This window comes from Cupriavidus sp. FW305-46 (genome assembly GCF_058787075.1).
Window position 1 is genome coordinate 41,200 of record NZ_JBYSZI010000032.1, and the last position, 16,855, is coordinate 58,054.

Consider the following 16,855-nt stretch of genomic DNA (forward strand, 5'->3'; position numbering starts at 1 on the left):
GGGATCAGGCGTGCAGCGCCTTGTAGACGGCCGCGTTCGGGCCGGGATAGCCGCTGCCCGCCCACGCGGCCGGCAACACGTAGTAGCCCACGCTGGTGAGCTTGACCAGCACCACCGCGCCGGCATTGAGCGTGGCCAGGCGGCTGGCGCGCCAGCGCGCCAGGAAGGCCTGCACCTGCGTGGGCGTGGCCGCGCTCCAGTCCTGGCGGATGCCGGTCAGCGCCCAGCGCAGCGGCATGCTGGCAAGCAGGCCGAACAGCTTGCGCAGCTCGGCTTGCGCACCCGCGCCCATCGCAGCGCAGGTCGCGTCGATATTGCGCAGCGCGTCCTGCTCCAGGGCCGCGCGCCGCGGCGGCGGCGCTTCGGCCAGCTCGGTGACGATGGCCGGCAGCAGCGCGCGGAACATCGCCACGTCTTGCGGGCGCAGCCAGGTCATGCCGGCCTGCGGCGCGGGATCTGCCGACGAGCAGCCGGCCAGCGACGGCACCAGCGCGGTACAGGCCAGCGCGGCCGAAAAGCCGAGGCCGACTTTCAGGAAGCCGCGCCGCGTCAGCGCGTGCAGCGCCTCGGCATCGGCATCCGCACGGCGGTGTGGATGATTGGGGGCCATATTGTCTCCATGCGTCGGTCTCTTGTATTCAGGCGGGGGCAGGCCCGCATTGACGCTACCCGGAGTTTGGATAAAGATCGGTGCCCGGTCTTGATCCCGCACGACAGGTGATTTGATGCCACGCGCCAACCAGCCCGACGGCGGTGCCAGTGGTGCGCAAGCGGGCACCGCACTGGGCACCGTCTCGCTCGCCTACCTCCGCGCCGTGCTCGACCACGGCGCGCGCCAGGGCATTGCCCCGGCCGACCAGCTGCGCGCCGTCGGCGTGCCGCCCGAGCTGCTGCACGCCACCGGTGCGCAGACCGCCACGCGCATTCCCGGTGCCGCCTACCTGGCGCTGCTCGACTGGCTGGAGCAGGTCACCGGCGATTCCGATGTCGGCCTGCGCGCCGGCGCCGCCTTCGCGCCGCGCCACTATGCCGAGATGGGCTACGTGGTGCTGACCACGCCCACGGTGCGCGACGCCATCCTGCAAGGCATCCGCTATGAGGTGCTGGCCAACGATATCGGCGGCACCCGCCTGATCGAAACGCCGCAGGCCGCCTGCATGACCTGGGAAGCCCGGCATGGCCCGCTGTCGCGCCATGCGCATGAGCTGCACATGGCAACCTGGGTGGTGTTCGCGCGCTGGCTGATCGGTGAGCAGCACGTGGCCACCCAGGTGGAATTCCCGCATCCCGCGCCGGCCGATACCCGCCTGCATGCCGAGGTGTTCGGCTGCCCCGTGGTCTTCAACGCCGCGCGCCATGCCATGCATATCGAACGGGCCTTGCTCGACCTGCCGTCGCTGCAGGCCGACGCGGGCATGCAGGCGCAGATGACGCGCATCGCCGATACCCAGCTGCAGCAGATCGCGCCGGCCGGGGCCGACGCCTTGGCGCAGGCGCGTGCCTATATCAGCGGGCGGCTGCCGCAGGGCGAACTGCCGATTGCCGACGTGGCCACGCACCTGGGCATGCCCGTGCGCACCCTGCAGCGGCGGCTGCAGGCGCAGGGCATCAGTTATTCACAGCTTGTGGATAACGTGCGGCGCGCGCTGGCGGAGCAGTATCTTGCCGATCCCGGCATCAGCCTGGCGCAGTGCGCGATGCGGCTCGGCTATTCCGAGCAGAGTGCCTTCACCCACGCCTTCAAGCGCTGGACCGGTGAAACGCCGCACGGCTGGCGCCGCAAGGGACAGGCCGCCTAGCGCCCCGATATTGCGGCCACGCCTTCGTGATCCGCGAAGCCTGAAAAAAATCTCCCGGTTTCAAACGCACGACCGAATCCCACGGCGCAAGCGCCTGCGGGGTGGCATGGCCTTGTTTTATGTGCGTGAAGCGCCGCTGGAAATCCCCAGAAATTAGAACCATCCTTCAACTCACGGCATTGACCACCTGCCCTGCGCTTCCTACGATGACATCCATCAATGTCACAATAAACACTGTAATAACGGTGAGGAGCGCCCATGAATGCACCCGCGGAGTTGCCGCAGCAGGCATCCCCTGCCCTTGAGCACACAGACATTGCCATCATCGGCAGTGGCTTTGCCGGCCTCGGCATGGCGATACGGCTGCGCGAGCGCGGCGAGCGCAACTTCCTGATCTTCGAAAAGGCCGGCTCAGTCGGCGGCACCTGGCGCGACAACCATTACCCGGGCTGCGCCTGCGATGTGCAGTCGCACCTGTATTCCTTTTCATTCGCGCCGAACCCGGACTGGTCGCGCATGTTCTCGACCCAGCCGGAGATCCGCGCCTACCTGGAAGGCTGCACCGACCGCTTCGGCCTGCGCCCGCACCTGCGGCTGCACCATGAACTGCGCCACGCCGCCTGGGACGAGGCCGCGCAGGTGTGGCGCCTGGAGATGGCCGACGGCAAGGTGGTGCGGGCGCGCGTGCTGGTCTCCGGCATGGGCGGGCTGAGCCGGCCTTCCTATCCCAATATCCCGGGGCTGGACTCGTTCGAGGGCGAGTGCTTCCACTCGCAGCACTGGAACCACGCCTATGCGCTCGCCGGCAAGCGCGTGGCCGTGATCGGCACCGGCGCCAGCGCGATCCAGTTCGTGCCGCAGATCGCGCCCCAGGTGGCGCAGCTGGACCTGTACCAGCGCACTCCGCCGTGGATCATGCCCAAGCCGGACCGCGAGGTCAGCGCGGCGGAGCGCTGGCTGTTCCGCCGCCTGCCGTTCACGCAGACGCTGGTGCGCACCGGCATCTACTGGATGCTGGAATCGCGCGTGCTGGGCTTCGTGCTGCATCCGAAGATCATGAAGGTGGTGGAGCGCGTCGCGCGCCGCCATCTGGCCAGGCAGGTGCGCGACCCTGCCTTGCGCGCGACGCTGACGCCGGACTACACCATCGGCTGCAAGCGCGTGCTGATCTCCAACGACTACTACCCGGCGCTTGCGCGCGACAACGTGGACGTGGTCACCACCGGCATTGCCCGCGTGGAGCGCGACGCGGTGGTGCTGCGCGACGGCACGCGCCGGCCCGCCGACTGCATCATCCTGGGCACCGGCTTCCATGCCACCGACCCGATGCCGCGCGGCGTGATCTCGGGCCTTGACGGCGTGGACCTGGTCGATGCCTGGCGCGACGGCGCGCAGGCCTACCTGGGCACCACCGTGGCGGGCTTCCCCAACCTGTTCTTCGTGGTCGGTCCCAATACCGGCCTGGGCCACAGCTCGATGGTGTTCATGATCGAGTCGCAGGTGGCCTACATCGTCGACGCCCTGCAGCAGATGCGCCGCGAAGGCGTGCAGGCGGTGGACGTGCGCGAGCCGGTGCAGCGCCGCTTCAACGAACGGCTGCAGGCGCGGCTGGGCCATGCGATCTGGTCCGCCGGCGGCTGCGCCAGCTGGTACATCGACCCGCGCAGCGGCCGCAACACCACGCTGTGGCCGGGCTTCACCTGGCAGTTCCGCCGCGCCACGGCGAGCTTTCGCATGACCGACTACGACCTGTACCCGGTGCGGCGCGCGTTGCCGGACGAGACCGCAATGCAGGCCGGGTCGGCCGATATCGCCACGGTCGCCGGTGCGTGACGCACACGCGCATTCCCCCGATTCACACCCAAAAGAACGACATCACCGGAAGGAGACCGGACATGAAGGACTTCCGCAACAAGGTTGCCGCAATCACCGGCGCCGGCTCTGGCATCGGCCGCGCGCTGGCGCTGGCGCTGGCACGGCAGGGCTGCCACCTGGCGCTGTCAGACCGCAACGAGGCCGGGCTGGCGCAGACCGTGGTCCAGGCCATGGCCGCCGCACCGCAGGCCCGCATCACGCAGCACACCGTGGATGTGGCCGACCGCGCCGCGGTCTACGCGTGGGCCGCCGCGGCCGCCGAGGCCCACGGCCGCATCAACCTGATCTTCAACAACGCCGGCGTGGCGCTGTCCAGCACCGTCGAGGGCATGAGCTACGACGACCTGGAATGGATCATGGGCATCAACTTCTGGGGCGTGGTGTACGGCACCAAGGCCTTCCTGCCGTACCTGAAGGCCAGCGGCGACGGCCACGTGGTCAATACATCGAGCATCTTCGGCATCTTCGCCCAGCCCGGCATGGGCGCCTACAACGCCAGCAAGTACGCGGTGCGCGGCTTCACCGAATCGCTGCGGCAGGAGCTGGACCTGATGGACTGCGGCGTGTCGGCCACCACCGTGCACCCGGGCGGCATCAAGACCAATATCGCCCAGGCCAGCCGTGTGTCATCCAGCGTCAACGGCTTCCTGGTGCGCGACGCGCAGCACGGCAAGGATGAGTTCGAGAAATTCTTCATCACCTCGCCCGACAAGGCCGCGCGCGTGATCCTGGCAGGCGTGCGCCGCAACCGCCGGCGCGTGCTGATCGGACCTGACGCCTACGCCGCCGATGCCATGGCGCGGCTGCTGCCCGCTGCCTACCAGTCGCTGGTGGTGCGCGAAACGCGCCGCAAGCGCGATCTGGGCCCCGTTGCCGCACCGGCCTCGGTCGGCCAGGGAGAGCGCCCGTGAACCGGCTCGCGATCGAACAGGATGCTGCGTTGCTGGCGCCACCGGGGGCGCTGACGCGCTGGTTCGGGCAAGGCCGCGTAGGGCTGTTCAGCCTGTCGCGCGCCACGCTGGCGCAGCGCCATGCGCTGCCAGCCTCGCGCTGGGTGCGCGTGCTCGATGCGATGGTGCACTACACCGATGAAGGCCCCGCCGACGGCGAGACCCTGGTGCTGATCCACGGCTTCGCCGCTTCGCTGCATACGTGGCAGGGGATGGTGCCGATGCTGGCGCAGCGTTATCGCGTGCTGCGGCTCGACATCGCCCCGTTCGGGCTGACCGGGCCGCTGCGCGATGCGCGCGGGCGCATCGAAACCATGGACGTGCACCGCTACCGCGATTTCATCGATGCCTTCCTGGCCGCGGTGAACGTGCGCCGCGCCAGCATCATCGGCAATTCGCTGGGCGGGCTGATCGCGTGGGACCTGGCGGTGCGCCGGCCCGATGCGGTCGACAAGCTGGTGTTGATCGACGCCGCCGGCTTCCCGATGCGGCTGCCGATCTACATCGACCTGTTCCGCCATGCGCCGGTGCGCTGGTCGGCACCGTGGATGCTGCCCGAGTTCATCATCCGCGCCGCCACGCGCGACGTCTATGGCGATGCCTCGCGCGTGCCGGAATCCACCTTCCGCCGCTACGTTGATTTCTTCTACGCCGAAGGCAGCCGCGAGGCCGTCGGCAAGATGGTGCCCAGGCTCGACTTTGCCCAGCTTGACACCCACCTGCTCGGCAGCGTGCGCGCCCCCACGCTGGTGCTGTGGGGCGAGCGCGACCGCTGGATCCCGCACGCGCACGCGCAGGCCTTCACCGAGCGCATCCCCGGCGCGCAGCTGCTCCGCTACGCGGGGCTTGGCCACGTGCCGATGGAAGAAGACCCGCAACGCGTGGCGGCAGACCTGCTGCCATTCCTCGCCAGCCAATGAATTGCGCCGGCGCAGCACGCGCCGGCCGTCACCCAAGGAGACCGCCATGATGCCAGTCCGCCGCGACGTGCATCCCCACCTGCCGCCAGAACGCATCAGCGACTGGCACGAACGGGGCCGTCACGTCACCCATTTCATCAACGCGCTGTCGATCTTCTTCCCCGCCGGGGAGCGCTTCTTCATGGACAGCGTGCGCAACTACCGCGACCAGGTGAAAGACCCCGAACTGAGCCGCGCCATCGCCGGCTTTATCGGCCAGGAAGCGATGCACACGCGCGAGCACATCCTTTACAACCGGCTGATGGAAGACGCCGGCCTGCCCGCCGCGGCGCTGGACCGCACGGTGTGGAAGCTGCTGGACCTGCTGCGCAAGATCCTGCCCAAATCGTGGCAGCTGGCCCATACCATCGCGCTGGAGCACTACACCGCGATGCTGGCCGGCGGCCTGCTGCAGGATCAGCGCCACATGGGCGCGGCCTCCGAGACCGGCTACCGGCAGGTGTGGACCTGGCACGCGCTGGAAGAAACCGAGCACAAGGCGGTGGCCTACGATGTCTGGAACACGGTGATGAAGCCCGGTCCCTACCGCTACTTCCTGCGCACCTTCACCATGCTGACCACCACCGTGACGTTCTGGGCCATGGTGTTCGTGTTCCATATCGCGCTGGTGATGGGCGACAAGGGCTGCCGCAACAAGCTGAGCGGGTTTGGTGGCGTGCTGCGCTTCCTGTGGGCCTCGCCCGCCGTGCTGCCCAAGATGATCCCGGAATGGCTCAGCTACTTCCGCCCCGGCTTCCATCCGTGGGACGACGACAGCCGCGCCGAGCTGGCGCGCATCGCCCCGCTGGTCGAGGAAATCGAAAACACCGCGCGCGCCGCCGGTGTCTCCACTCGAGCGCCCTCGCTGCGGGGGGCCGCATGACCATCTGGCAGTGCCGTATCTGTGGATTCGTTTATGAAGAAGCGCTCGGCATGCCCGAGCACGGGATCGCGCCCGGCACACCGTGGGGCGCGGTCCCGCTGGAGTGGAGCTGCCCGGACTGCGGCATGGCGAAAGCGGATTTCGACATGGTTGCGCTATAGGCGGGCGGTGATCAACGAGGGGTGATGGCTGTCAGCGCCCCGATCCGCCAAACAAAAAGCCCGGCATCACTGCCGGGCTTTTTTGCTTACCGCAACCTGCAACAGCTTCAGCTCTTCGCCACCACTGCCGCCTTGCCCTTGCCGAGCATGCGGTTGATCTGCCATTGCTGCGCAATCGACAGAATGTTGTTCACCACCCAGTACAGCACCAGGCCGGCCGGGAAGAAGAAGAACATCACCGAGAACACCAGCGGCATGATCATCATGACCTTGGCCTGCACCGGGTCCGGCGGGGTCGGATTCAGCTTGGTCTGCACGAACATCGACACGGCCATCACGATCGGCAGGATGTAGAACGGATCCGGCACCGACAGGTCATGGATCCAGCCCAGCCACGGCGCGCCGCGCATTTCCACCGACGACAGCAGCACCCAGTACAGCGCAATGAACACCGGGATCTGGATCACGATGGGCAGGCAGCCGCCGAGCGGGTTGACCTTCTCGGTCTTGTACAGCCCCATCATCTCCTGGTTCATCTTCTGCGGGTCGTTCTTGTAACGCTCGCGGATCGACGTCATGCGCGGCTGCAGGTCCTTCATCTTGCCCATGGACTTGTAGCTTGCCGCCGACAGCGGGAAGAACACCAGCTTGATCAGCACCGTCAGCGCGATGATCGACCAGCCCCAGTTGCCCAGGAAGCCGTGCAGCTTCTCCAGCAGCCAGAACAGCGGCTTGGCCAGGATAGTCAGCCAGCCATAGTCCTTCACCAGCTCCAGGCCCGGGGCGATCTTCTCGAGCATGTGCTCTTCCTGCGGACCGGCGAACAGGCGTGCATCGGTGGTCACCGTGGCGCCCGGGGCCAGTTCACCCAGCGGCTGCTGCACGCCCACGCGGTACAGGTGCGGGTCGATCTGCTGGACGTAGAAGCTGTGCTCCTTGCCGGTCTGCGGGATCCAGGCCGAGGCAAAGTAGTGCTGCACCATCGCCACCCAGCCATTGTTGGCGGCGGCCGGCACGGTGGCCTTGCCCTTGGCGATGTCTTCGAAGTCGATCTTGTGGTACTTGTCGGCGTCGGTGTAGACGGCAGGGCCGGTGAAGGTGCTGTAGAACTGCGACTGCTCGACCTTGCTGCCGTCGCGCGCCAGTTCCAGGTACAGCGTCGGCGAGACCGGCGCGGCACCCGCGTTGGTCACCGCGAACTTGGTGTCGACCACATAGCTGCCCTTGCGGAACACATAGGTCTTGACCAGCTTCACGCCGTTCTTCTCGGCGGTCAGCGCCACTTCCAGCTGCTCGGCGCCGTCCAGCGTGCGCGGGCCCGGGGCGGCGGTGAACACCGTGGTGTGGTTGGGCAGGTCGCCGCCGATCAGGCCCGAGCGTGCCATGTAGGTGCGCACGTTGTCGCGCTCGAACAGCACCACCGGCTTGCCGTCCTTCTCATGCTCCTTGAGCAGCTCCAGGCGCGACACGATGCCGCCGGCGGTGTCGATCTCGGCGCGCACCGTGTCGGTGGTCACCACGACCTTCTCGCCGGTGGGCTGGGCCGCGGCCTGCGGCGCGGCCGGGGCAGCGGTACCCGCTGCGCCTGGCGCCACGTTGGCCTTGGGCACGTCGCCCTGCGCGGCAGCGCCGCTGGCGGCGGGCGCCGAGGCGGCCTGTTGGGTCGTGCTCGGGAAGAACATCGACGCATGGCCTTGGGAGCGCTGCCAGTTGTCGTAGAGCAGCACGAGGGACATCGAGAAGATGACCCAGAGGATGGTGCGTTTGATATCCATGTCTGGCTGTGGTCGGAGAAATCAGGGTCTGGGCAGACGGATCGCAACAGGCGCATGGCCTGCGGCGGCATGGACGGAACGGCCCGCGTGGGTGTCCGGCCTGGCAGTGTCGTCAGCTTCCGTGCCCGGCACGGGATCATACCCGCCTTGGGCGAAAGGATGGCAGCGGCACAGCCGGCAGGCGGCCATCCAGCTGCCGCGCGCGGCGCCGTGATGGACGATGGCGTCGCGGGCGTAGTCGGAACAGGTCGGCAGGAAGCGGCACTGCGAGCCCAGGTACGGACTCAGGGCGATCTTGTAGATACGCAGCAGGGCTATCAGGATTCGCTTCATGGCGGGCGTTGGCGCGCGTTCAGGCCGGAAGGCCCGGTGGCTGGCTTTGCGAGGGGCTCGCCGGTGGCGCCGCGGAAGGCGGTGCCGGGGGCGAGGCAGGCGGTGCGGGTGGCGGCAATGGCTTGGCCGCTACGTCGAGCAGGCTGGCGATTTCCGCCGCGCATGCCCTTCGGACCGCCGCGCGCGTTGCAAATTCCGCGCGCGGAAACTTGGCTTGCAGGCGCAGCAGTACATCGCGCCCCGCCAGGTGTTCACGGCGCTGGCGGAACAGCTCGCGCGCCATGCGCTTCACCAGGTTGCGCTCAGCCGCGCGCGGCGCGAACTTCTTGCCGACCACCACGCCAAGCCGGCCTTCCGGACGGTCATTGGCGCGCACGTAGAGCACGAAATGCGGGCTGCGCCGCCGGGGCCGCAAAGCAAAAACGGATGAAAACTCATCCGTCTTTGTTAGCCTCGCGGCTTTGGGGAAGGCATGGGCTGACACGCTTGGTAACGCTGGCGAGTAAGACTGCTGGCGCAAAAGCGGCGCCCTGCGGCAAGCTGCCGGCCGACCTGAAGCCGGGGCGGTGGGCATTGACGGCTGCGCGGCACGGCTGCGGTATGCTGCAGCCGGCGCCGGGTGCGCCGTCAGGCCGGTCGCCCGGGCCTCAGATGGCCAGGCGCTTGCGGCCCTTGGCGCGACGTGCGTTGATGACGGCACGGCCGCCGCGGGTCTTCATGCGCACGCGGAAACCGTGGGTACGCTTGCGGCGGGTAACGGAAGGTTGGTAGGTACGTTTCATGTTGCACTCTCTGGTTGATCTTGGCTCGCCCGACTCCGGCCGGTGCCGGGGTGCCGTGGCCGCCGCGTATGGTTCGCATGGGGCTGCCGCTTGCGAGGAACTGCAGCGGCGTATCCGACGATTCTGGTTCTGTCTTGCTGCCGGCCGTGCTTACGCGTGTGCAGGTAGCTAACCTGTTAGCGCGGACGGCACGAACAGGCCAGACCGGCGATGCGCATACGTGATCCCCTGCCGCATCGCAGAACCCGCCATTTAAACGATTTTCTCCGGCGCTGTCAAGGCGCAAGTCTGTGTGCAAGGGCACAATTGCCACAGCGCCCTGTGGCCCGTGGTGCCCCATTGTCCACAACAGCCGGTGGGTAACTGCATGTGCCCCGAGGGCCACCTCTAGCGTAGTCATCCACAGGCGAAGTCCCTGTTTTGCCTGAGATTTTGCCCGTTTCCACACCCCGCAAAGCCGCATCACAGCAAGGGTTGTGCACACAAATCCACCGCATTTGCACAAGTTGTCCACAGACTTATCCTTTGTGGATAACTCGGCGGCGGGTATACAATCCGGGTCCAAACACAACACGGGCTGCGTGGCGCAGGCGCAACCCGGGCCCCCACCGCGGCAACGCATGACTGAACGCACGCCAGTGCGGCGAGCCTGAAGGCTCGCTGGCGGCTGCATGGCATGCCGCGGAGGCCTTGCCGAAGGGAATTAATTCCCAATACGGCTGGGGCGGCCCGGATAGCGCGGCGTATACGCCGCTTGTGGCGTGCCCGGGCTGCTGAAGAAGTGGATCCGGGTGCGATTACCAAACAACAAACAATGCAAGATTTCTGGCAGGCGGCAGCCGCGCAACTAGAGCGCGAGCTGACGCCGCAACAGTTCAAAACGTGGATCAAGCCGCTGGCGCCCGTTGCGTTCGATGAAGACACGCACGCGCTGCGGATTGCTGCGCCCAACCGTTTCAAGCTGGACTGGGTCAAGAGCCAGTTCTCCGGGCGCATCACCGCACTGGCCTGCGAGTACTGGGAAGCGCAGGTCAGCGTCCAGTTCGTGCTGGATCCCGCCGCGTCGGGCCGTGCCGCTGCCTATATGCAGCCGGCCCAGCCCGGCATGGGCCCGGGCGGCATGGACAGCCACGCAGCACCGGGTACGGGCATGGGCGGCTATCCCGGCGCCCAGCCGATGCCCGGCCAGCCCCCGTTTGCCATGCCGGGGCAGCCCGGCTACGGCGACTACCCCGCCGCAGCCGCGTACGGCATGGGCCAGCCGCAGTACGGTAACCCCGCCGGCATGCCCTCAGCGGCGCCGGTCCCGGCCGGCGCGCGCGCCCAGGGTCAGTACCCGGGCCAGCATCACCCGCAGCACGGCGCCGACATGGCCGAGATCGACGTGGTCCACATGGACCCCGCCGAGGCCAGCGCCCGCTCCTACCGCCAGGCGCAGCACCAGCCGCAGCACCCGCAGCATCCGTCCCCGCAGCACCAGCCCCAGATGGGCGGCGCCACGCCGATGCCCGGCCACCAGCCCAGCGACACGGTGCATGAGCGCTCGCGCCTGAACCCGATCCTGACCTTTGACAACTTCGTCACTGGTAAAGCCAACCAGCTGGCCCGTGCCGCCGCCATCCAGGTGGCCAACAACCCGGGCAAGTCCTACAACCCGCTTTACCTGTACGGCGGCGTGGGCCTGGGCAAGACCCACCTGATCCACTCCATCGGCAACCACATGCTGATGGAGAACCCGCGCGCGCGCATCCGCTACATCCATGCGGAGCAGTACGTGTCCGACGTGGTCAAGGCCTACCAGCGCAAGGCGTTCGACGAGTTCAAGCGCTACTACCACTCGCTGGACCTGCTGCTGATCGACGATATCCAGTTCTTCTCCGGCAAGAACCGCACGCAGGAAGAGTTCTTCTATGCCTTTGAGGCCCTGATTGCCAACCGGGCGCAGGTGATCATCACCAGCGATACCTACCCCAAGGAAATCACCGGCATCGACGACCGCCTGATCTCGCGCTTCGACTCCGGCCTGACCGTGGCCATCGAGCCGCCCGAGCTGGAAATGCGCGTGGCCATCCTGATGAAGAAGGCCGCCGCCGAGAACGTGAACGTGCCTGAAGAGGTGGCGTTCTTCGTCGCCAAGCACCTGCGCTCCAACGTACGCGAGCTGGAAGGCGCGCTGCGCAAGATCCTGGCCTTCAGCAACTTCCACGGCAAGGACATCACCATCGAGGTGACGCGCGAGGCGCTGAAGGACCTGCTGACCGTGCAGAACCGCCAGATCTCTGTGGAGAACATCCAGAAGACCTGCGCGGATTTCTACAACATCAAGGTCGCTGACATGTACTCGAAAAAGCGGCCTGCCAATATTGCACGGCCGCGCCAGATTGCGATGTACCTGGCCAAGGAGCTGACGCAGAAGAGCCTGCCCGAAATCGGCGAGCTCTTTGGCGGCCGCGACCACACCACCGTGCTGCACGCCGTGCGCAAGATTGCCGACGAACGCAGCAAGGACGCGCAGCTCAACCATGAGCTGCACGTGCTGGAGCAAACGCTCAAGGGTTGATGCATGGCCGGTGCCCGGGATGCCCCGGGAAAGGCGTTTTGAAGGGCCGGCCCCTCGGGGCTGGCATACTGTAGGGTGCGCGCCACGGACATCCCGTGGCGCCTGGGGAATTAACGTCAGCGACGCCGGGGCAAGTGACCGGAAAATGGCCACTGATAAGGCTTTGCGGTGAGTCGGGACGGGATGGCAAGTACGGTTTGCGCCAGCGTGGCTTTTTGTGCACAGCTGGCCCGCCCGCCGGTCCCGCCCCGCTTCACCGCAGCGGCTTATCCTTGGTACAATGGCACATTAACTCCTTGATTCCTAAGTGAATTCGGAGCTATTTGCGTTCTGCGGTCGCCGATTACAAACGACGAAGGATAAATTCAATGCAATTGGTCAAAACCTCGCGAGACAACCTGCTGCGTCCGCTGCAAATCGTGAGCGGCATCGTGGAGCGCCGCCACACCCTCCCGATCCTGGCCAATCTGCTGATTCGCAAGTCCGGGTCCAACGTTTCCTTCCTCTCGACCGACATCGAGATCCAGATCACCACGCATGCGGAATGCGGCGTCGGCAGCGACAGCGTCGCCACCACCGTGGCCGCGCGCAAGCTGCTGGACATCCTGCGTGCCATGCCTGACGGCGACGTGGCCCTGTCGCTCAACGACAAGCGCATGACCGTGCAATCCGGCAAGAGCCGCTTCGCACTGCAGACGCTGGCCGCAGAGGAATTCCCGACCGTTGCCGAAGCCAGCGAATTCAACGCCAGCGTCACGCTGCCGCAGAAGACCTTCAAGCACCTGCTGGCGATGGTCCACTTCGCCATGGCGCAGCAAGACATCCGCTACTACCTGAACGGCATGCTGCTGGTGGTGGAAGGCAAGAAGGTCATGGCAGTCGCCACCGACGGCCACCGCCTGGCCTACTGCGGCGTTGAGCTCGAGAACGAAGCGGCTGGCGTCGGCTCGCGCCAGGAAGTCATCATCCCGCGCAAGACCATCCTGGAACTGCAGCGCCTGCTGGAAGACAACGACGATCCGGTGACGGTGCAGCTGGCCGCCAACCAGGTCAAGTTCACCTTCGCCAATATCGAACTGATCTCCAAGCTGGTCGAAGGCAAGTTCCCCGACTTCCAGCGCGTGATCCCCAAGGGCTACAAGAACGCCTTCGCGATCGACCGCGTGCGCCTGCAGCAGGCGCTGCAACGCACCGCGATCCTGACCACCGACAAATTCAAGGGCGTGCGCTGCATCCTCGACACGCACATGCTCAAGATCAGCTCCACCAACGCCGACCAGGAAGAGGCGCAGGAAGAGCTGGAACTCGATTACTCGGGCGACGCGCTCGATATCGGCTTCAACGTGACCTACCTGCTCGACGTGCTTGCCAACCTGAAGACCGAGCAGGTGCAGGTCAGCCTTGGCGACTCGAATTCGAGTGCGCTGATTACCGTGCCGGAAGACGACAACTTCAAGTACGTCGTCATGCCGATGCGCATCTGATGATCCGGTAACAGGACTACAGATACAGAGATACCGGAGCAGCAAACGGCACGCTACGACACCCGCCTCATCGCGGGACGTCTCTTCGCAGCGGGGGCAGGATCGAAAACGATCTGCCCCTTTTGCCGTTTTTAGTAACCCGCCATGCGGAAAGCCAGACGCCCTGCCAATGTGCCGGCGCGGCCGGGCTTTCGCATCAGCCGTTGAGTAGAAAGACATGACCGAACAGCAGAAACCGCAACAGGAAAACACCTACGGAGCCTCTTCGATCCAGATCCTGGAAGGCCTGGAGGCGGTACGCAAGCGCCCGGGCATGTATATCGGCGACACCTCCGACGGCACCGGCCTGCACCACCTTGTGTTTGAGGTGCTGGACAACTCCATCGACGAAGCGCTGGCCGGCTACTGCACCGAGATCCAGGTCACCATCCACAGCGACAACTCGATCTCCATCGTCGACAACGGCCGCGGCATCCCGCCCCTGGTCAAGTTTGACGACAAGCACGAACCCAAGCGCAGCGCGGCGGAAATCGCCATGACTGAGCTGCACGCCGGCGGCAAGTTCAACCAGAACAGCTACAAGGTATCCGGCGGCCTGCACGGCGTGGGCGTGTCCTGCGTGAACGCACTGTCCAAGTGGCTGCGCCTGACCGTGCGCCGCGACGGCCAGGTGCACCTGATCGAATTCGCCAAGGGCGACGTGCAGAACCGCATCGTCGAGACCGTGCCCGGCCCCGACGGCCAGCCCGTTGAAGTCTCGCCGATGAAGATCATCGGCGCCACCGACAAGCGCGGCACTGAAGTGCACTTCCTGGCCGACGAAGAGATCTTCACCAACGTTGAGTTCCACTACGAGATCCTCTCCAAGCGCATCCGCGAGCTCTCGTTCCTGAACAACGGCGTCCACATCAAGCTGGTGGACCAGCGCACCGGCAAGGAAGAAGACTTTGCCTTCTCCGGCGGCGTGAAGGGTTTTGTCGAATACATCAACCGCTCCAAGAGCGTGCTGCACCCCAACATCTTCTACGCCAATACCGAAAAAGACGGTATCGCCGTGGAAGTGGCCATGCAGTGGAACGACGGCTACAACGAGCAGGTGCTCTGCTTCACCAACAACATCCCGCAGCGGGATGGCGGCACCCACCTGACCGGCCTGCGCGCCGCGATGACCCGCGTCATCAACAAGTACATCGAAGAAAACGAAGTCGCCAAGAAAGCCAAGGTGGAAACCACCGGCGACGACATGCGCGAAGGCCTGTCCTGCGTGCTCTCCGTCAAGGTGCCCGAGCCCAAGTTCAGCTCACAGACCAAAGACAAGCTGGTCTCGTCCGAAGTGCGCCTGCCCGTGGAAGAACTTGTCGGCAAGGCCCTGAACGACTTCCTGCTGGAAACCCCGGGCGACGCCAAGATCATCTGCGGCAAGATCGTAGACGCCGCCCGCGCCCGCGAAGCCGCCCGCAAGGCCCGCGAAATGACCCGCCGCAAGGGCTTGATGGACGGCATGGGCCTGCCCGGTAAACTGGCCGACTGCCAGGAAAAAGACCCCGCCCTGTCAGAACTCTTCCTGGTGGAGGGCGACTCCGCAGGCGGCTCCGCCAAGCAGGGCCGCGACCGTAAGTTCCAGGCCATCCTGCCGCTGAAGGGCAAGATCCTGAACGTAGAGCGCGCCCGCTTCGACAAGATGCTGTCCAGCCAGGAAGTGCTGACGCTGATCACCGCGCTGGGCACCGGCATCGGCAAGGACGACTACAACCTGGAAAAGCTGCGCTACCACCGCATCATCATCATGACCGACGCGGACGTGGACGGCTCCCACATCCGCACGCTGCTGCTGACGTTCTTCTATCGCCAGATGCCTGACATCATCGAGCGCGGTTATGTGTATATCGCGCAGCCGCCGCTGTACAAGATCAAGCATGGCAAGGAAGAGCGGTATATCAAGGATGATGTCGAGCTCAATGCTTATCTGTTGAAGCTGGCGATGGAGAAGGCTGTGCTGGTGCGGCCGGATGGGTCGGAGATCAATGGGGATGCGCTGACTGAGTTGGCGCGGCAGTATCAGTTGACTGAGGGGGTGATTTCGCGGCTGTCACGGGTTGTTGATACTGATGCGCTGCGGGCGATTGCTGATGGGGTGGCGCTGGATCTGGACAGCGCTTCTGCTGCTGAGGCTTCGGCTGTGGCGTTGAAGGCTAAGTTGGCTGAGATGCATGCTAAGACCCTGATCGGCGCCGCAGTCAATGACGACGGCACTGCCGATGTCTATGCTCAGTTCGACGAAAAGACCGACAAGCACCGCCTGATGATTGCGCGGCGTCATCATGGCAACGTGCGGCTGTCACATCTGGATGCGGATTTTGTCCACGGGGCGGATTATGCGGCGCTGTCCAATGCGGCCAAGACGTTCCAGGGGCTGACGCCTGAGGGGACCAAGGTGCAGCGCGGGGAAGGGGACAAGCTGAGGGATCAGACTGTCAATGACTTCCATGGGGCGATGCAGTGGTTGCTTTCGGAGGCGGAGCGTGGGGTTTCGAGGCAGCGGTATAAGGGTCTTGGTGAAATGAACCCCGAGCAGCTGTTTGAGACCACCCTCGATGTTACGCAACGCCGTCTGCTGAAGGTGCAGATTGAGGATGCTATTGCCGCCGACCAAATCTTCACCACCCTTATGGGGGATGAGGTGGAGCCGCGAAGGAACTTTATTGAATCGAATGCGTTGGTTGCGAGAAATATCGACGTTTAATCAAGGTATAGCTGTAGGAAACCGGAATTAGCTGGACTGCGTACCAGCTTGCTGGGCTAGAGATGGAATTAGCTGGGCTAGCGTGCAGCCCAAAAAGTGCCTCCATCGACACCCCTAAAATCAACGGGTTGCGAGAAGTTTCTCGTAACCCGTTTTTCATTTCCTGGAGGCGCCGCGGCAAAGCCGTCCCCCACCAAACACGCGGCCATGGGGCAGCGTCACCCCTAGGCATGACTGGCGCTCGCATTTTGACCGGACTCAGCCTTCCTTCCTGTTTGCCGCTTTGCGCCCCTAAAGGCGGATAGGATCGCAGCCCACAGTGGCTTCCAGTTTGCTTCGCGGGGCCATGCATTGGTTGAGTTGTCACTCAAACACGTGAGAGCAGAGTTCACACGCCGCCCATCATTGCCTTATCCGAGACAGCGTAACAATTGGGATGTACTTGTAACGGAACGTAACTCGTGGTGCAATCTGTATTGCAACGCTCAATACACCTCCCGACCCATGAAAAACGGAAAGTCTGTCGGCATCAGCTTTCGGGTGACTCCGGA

General features: G+C 65.2%; 14 protein-coding genes. 9 read left to right on the top strand and 5 right to left on the bottom strand.

Features of this window, described 5'->3' with window-relative positions:
* Positions 1-4: 4 nt before the first annotated feature.
* Positions 5-610, bottom strand: a complete 606-nt coding sequence (locus AC3WON_RS16950; protein WP_492352310.1) for a hypothetical protein — start codon at positions 608-610, stop codon at positions 5-7.
* A 115-nt stretch (positions 611-725) separates the two neighbouring features.
* On the opposite strand from AC3WON_RS16950, the gene AC3WON_RS16955 reads away from it, so the two are divergent.
* From AC3WON_RS16955 to AC3WON_RS16980, 6 genes are all read left to right on the top strand, one after another.
* Positions 726-1,799: an AraC family transcriptional regulator gene (locus tag AC3WON_RS16955; protein WP_492352311.1), complete on the top strand. Its 1,074-nt coding sequence runs from the start codon at positions 726-728 to the stop codon at positions 1,797-1,799.
* A gap of 258 nt (positions 1,800-2,057) precedes the next feature.
* The gene (locus AC3WON_RS16960; protein ID WP_492352312.1) at positions 2,058-3,632 is read left to right on the top strand and encodes a flavin-containing monooxygenase; all 1,575 of its coding nucleotides are present in this window, start codon (positions 2,058-2,060) and stop codon (positions 3,630-3,632) included.
* A gap of 62 nt (positions 3,633-3,694) precedes the next feature.
* Positions 3,695-4,585 (top strand): SDR family NAD(P)-dependent oxidoreductase, encoded by an 891-nt coding sequence (locus tag AC3WON_RS16965; protein ID WP_492352313.1) that lies wholly within the window; start codon positions 3,695-3,697, stop codon positions 4,583-4,585.
* Positions 4,582-5,544: an alpha/beta fold hydrolase gene (locus AC3WON_RS16970; protein ID WP_492352314.1), complete on the top strand. Its 963-nt coding sequence runs from the start codon at positions 4,582-4,584 to the stop codon at positions 5,542-5,544. The genes AC3WON_RS16965 and AC3WON_RS16970 overlap by 4 nt, the downstream gene beginning before the upstream one ends.
* 46 nt (positions 5,545-5,590) lie before the next feature.
* Positions 5,591-6,466, top strand: a complete 876-nt coding sequence (locus AC3WON_RS16975; RefSeq protein ID WP_492352315.1) for a metal-dependent hydrolase — start codon at positions 5,591-5,593, stop codon at positions 6,464-6,466.
* On the top strand, positions 6,463-6,627 hold the full coding sequence (locus tag AC3WON_RS16980) for a rubredoxin (RefSeq protein ID WP_035817912.1): 165 nt from the start codon (positions 6,463-6,465) through the stop codon (positions 6,625-6,627). The genes AC3WON_RS16975 and AC3WON_RS16980 overlap by 4 nt, the downstream gene beginning before the upstream one ends.
* Positions 6,628-6,734: 107 nt before the next feature.
* Here AC3WON_RS16980 and yidC read toward each other — a convergent pair whose 3' ends face one another.
* The 4 genes from yidC to rpmH all read right to left on the bottom strand — a co-directional run bounded on the left by yidC (position 6,735) and on the right by rpmH (position 9,517).
* The gene (gene yidC / locus AC3WON_RS16985) at positions 6,735-8,402 is read right to left on the bottom strand and encodes a membrane protein insertase YidC (RefSeq protein ID WP_011616294.1); all 1,668 of its coding nucleotides are present in this window, start codon (positions 8,400-8,402) and stop codon (positions 6,735-6,737) included.
* A gap of 21 nt (positions 8,403-8,423) precedes the next feature.
* Complete coding sequence (gene yidD, locus AC3WON_RS16990; RefSeq protein WP_492352316.1) at positions 8,424-8,735, bottom strand: membrane protein insertion efficiency factor YidD; 312 nt, start codon at positions 8,733-8,735, stop codon at positions 8,424-8,426.
* A gap of 19 nt (positions 8,736-8,754) precedes the next feature.
* On the bottom strand, positions 8,755-9,219 hold the full coding sequence (gene rnpA, locus AC3WON_RS16995) for a ribonuclease P protein component (RefSeq protein ID WP_492352334.1): 465 nt from the start codon (positions 9,217-9,219) through the stop codon (positions 8,755-8,757).
* A 163-nt stretch (positions 9,220-9,382) separates the two neighbouring features.
* Positions 9,383-9,517, bottom strand: a complete 135-nt coding sequence (rpmH, locus tag AC3WON_RS17000; RefSeq protein WP_008650850.1) for a 50S ribosomal protein L34 — start codon at positions 9,515-9,517, stop codon at positions 9,383-9,385.
* 814 nt (positions 9,518-10,331) lie between these two features.
* Here rpmH and dnaA point away from each other — a divergent pair.
* The 3 genes from dnaA to gyrB all read left to right on the top strand — a co-directional run bounded on the left by dnaA (position 10,332) and on the right by gyrB (position 16,304).
* Complete coding sequence (gene dnaA / locus AC3WON_RS17005; RefSeq protein ID WP_492352317.1) at positions 10,332-12,077, top strand: chromosomal replication initiator protein DnaA; 1,746 nt, start codon at positions 10,332-10,334, stop codon at positions 12,075-12,077.
* Between the two features lie 368 nt (positions 12,078-12,445).
* Positions 12,446-13,561, top strand: a complete 1,116-nt coding sequence (gene dnaN / locus AC3WON_RS17010) for a DNA polymerase III subunit beta (protein WP_492352318.1) — start codon at positions 12,446-12,448, stop codon at positions 13,559-13,561.
* 217 nt (positions 13,562-13,778) lie between these two features.
* On the top strand, positions 13,779-16,304 hold the full coding sequence (gene gyrB / locus AC3WON_RS17015; protein WP_492352319.1) for a DNA topoisomerase (ATP-hydrolyzing) subunit B: 2,526 nt from the start codon (positions 13,779-13,781) through the stop codon (positions 16,302-16,304).
* Positions 16,305-16,855: the final 551 nt, after the last annotated feature.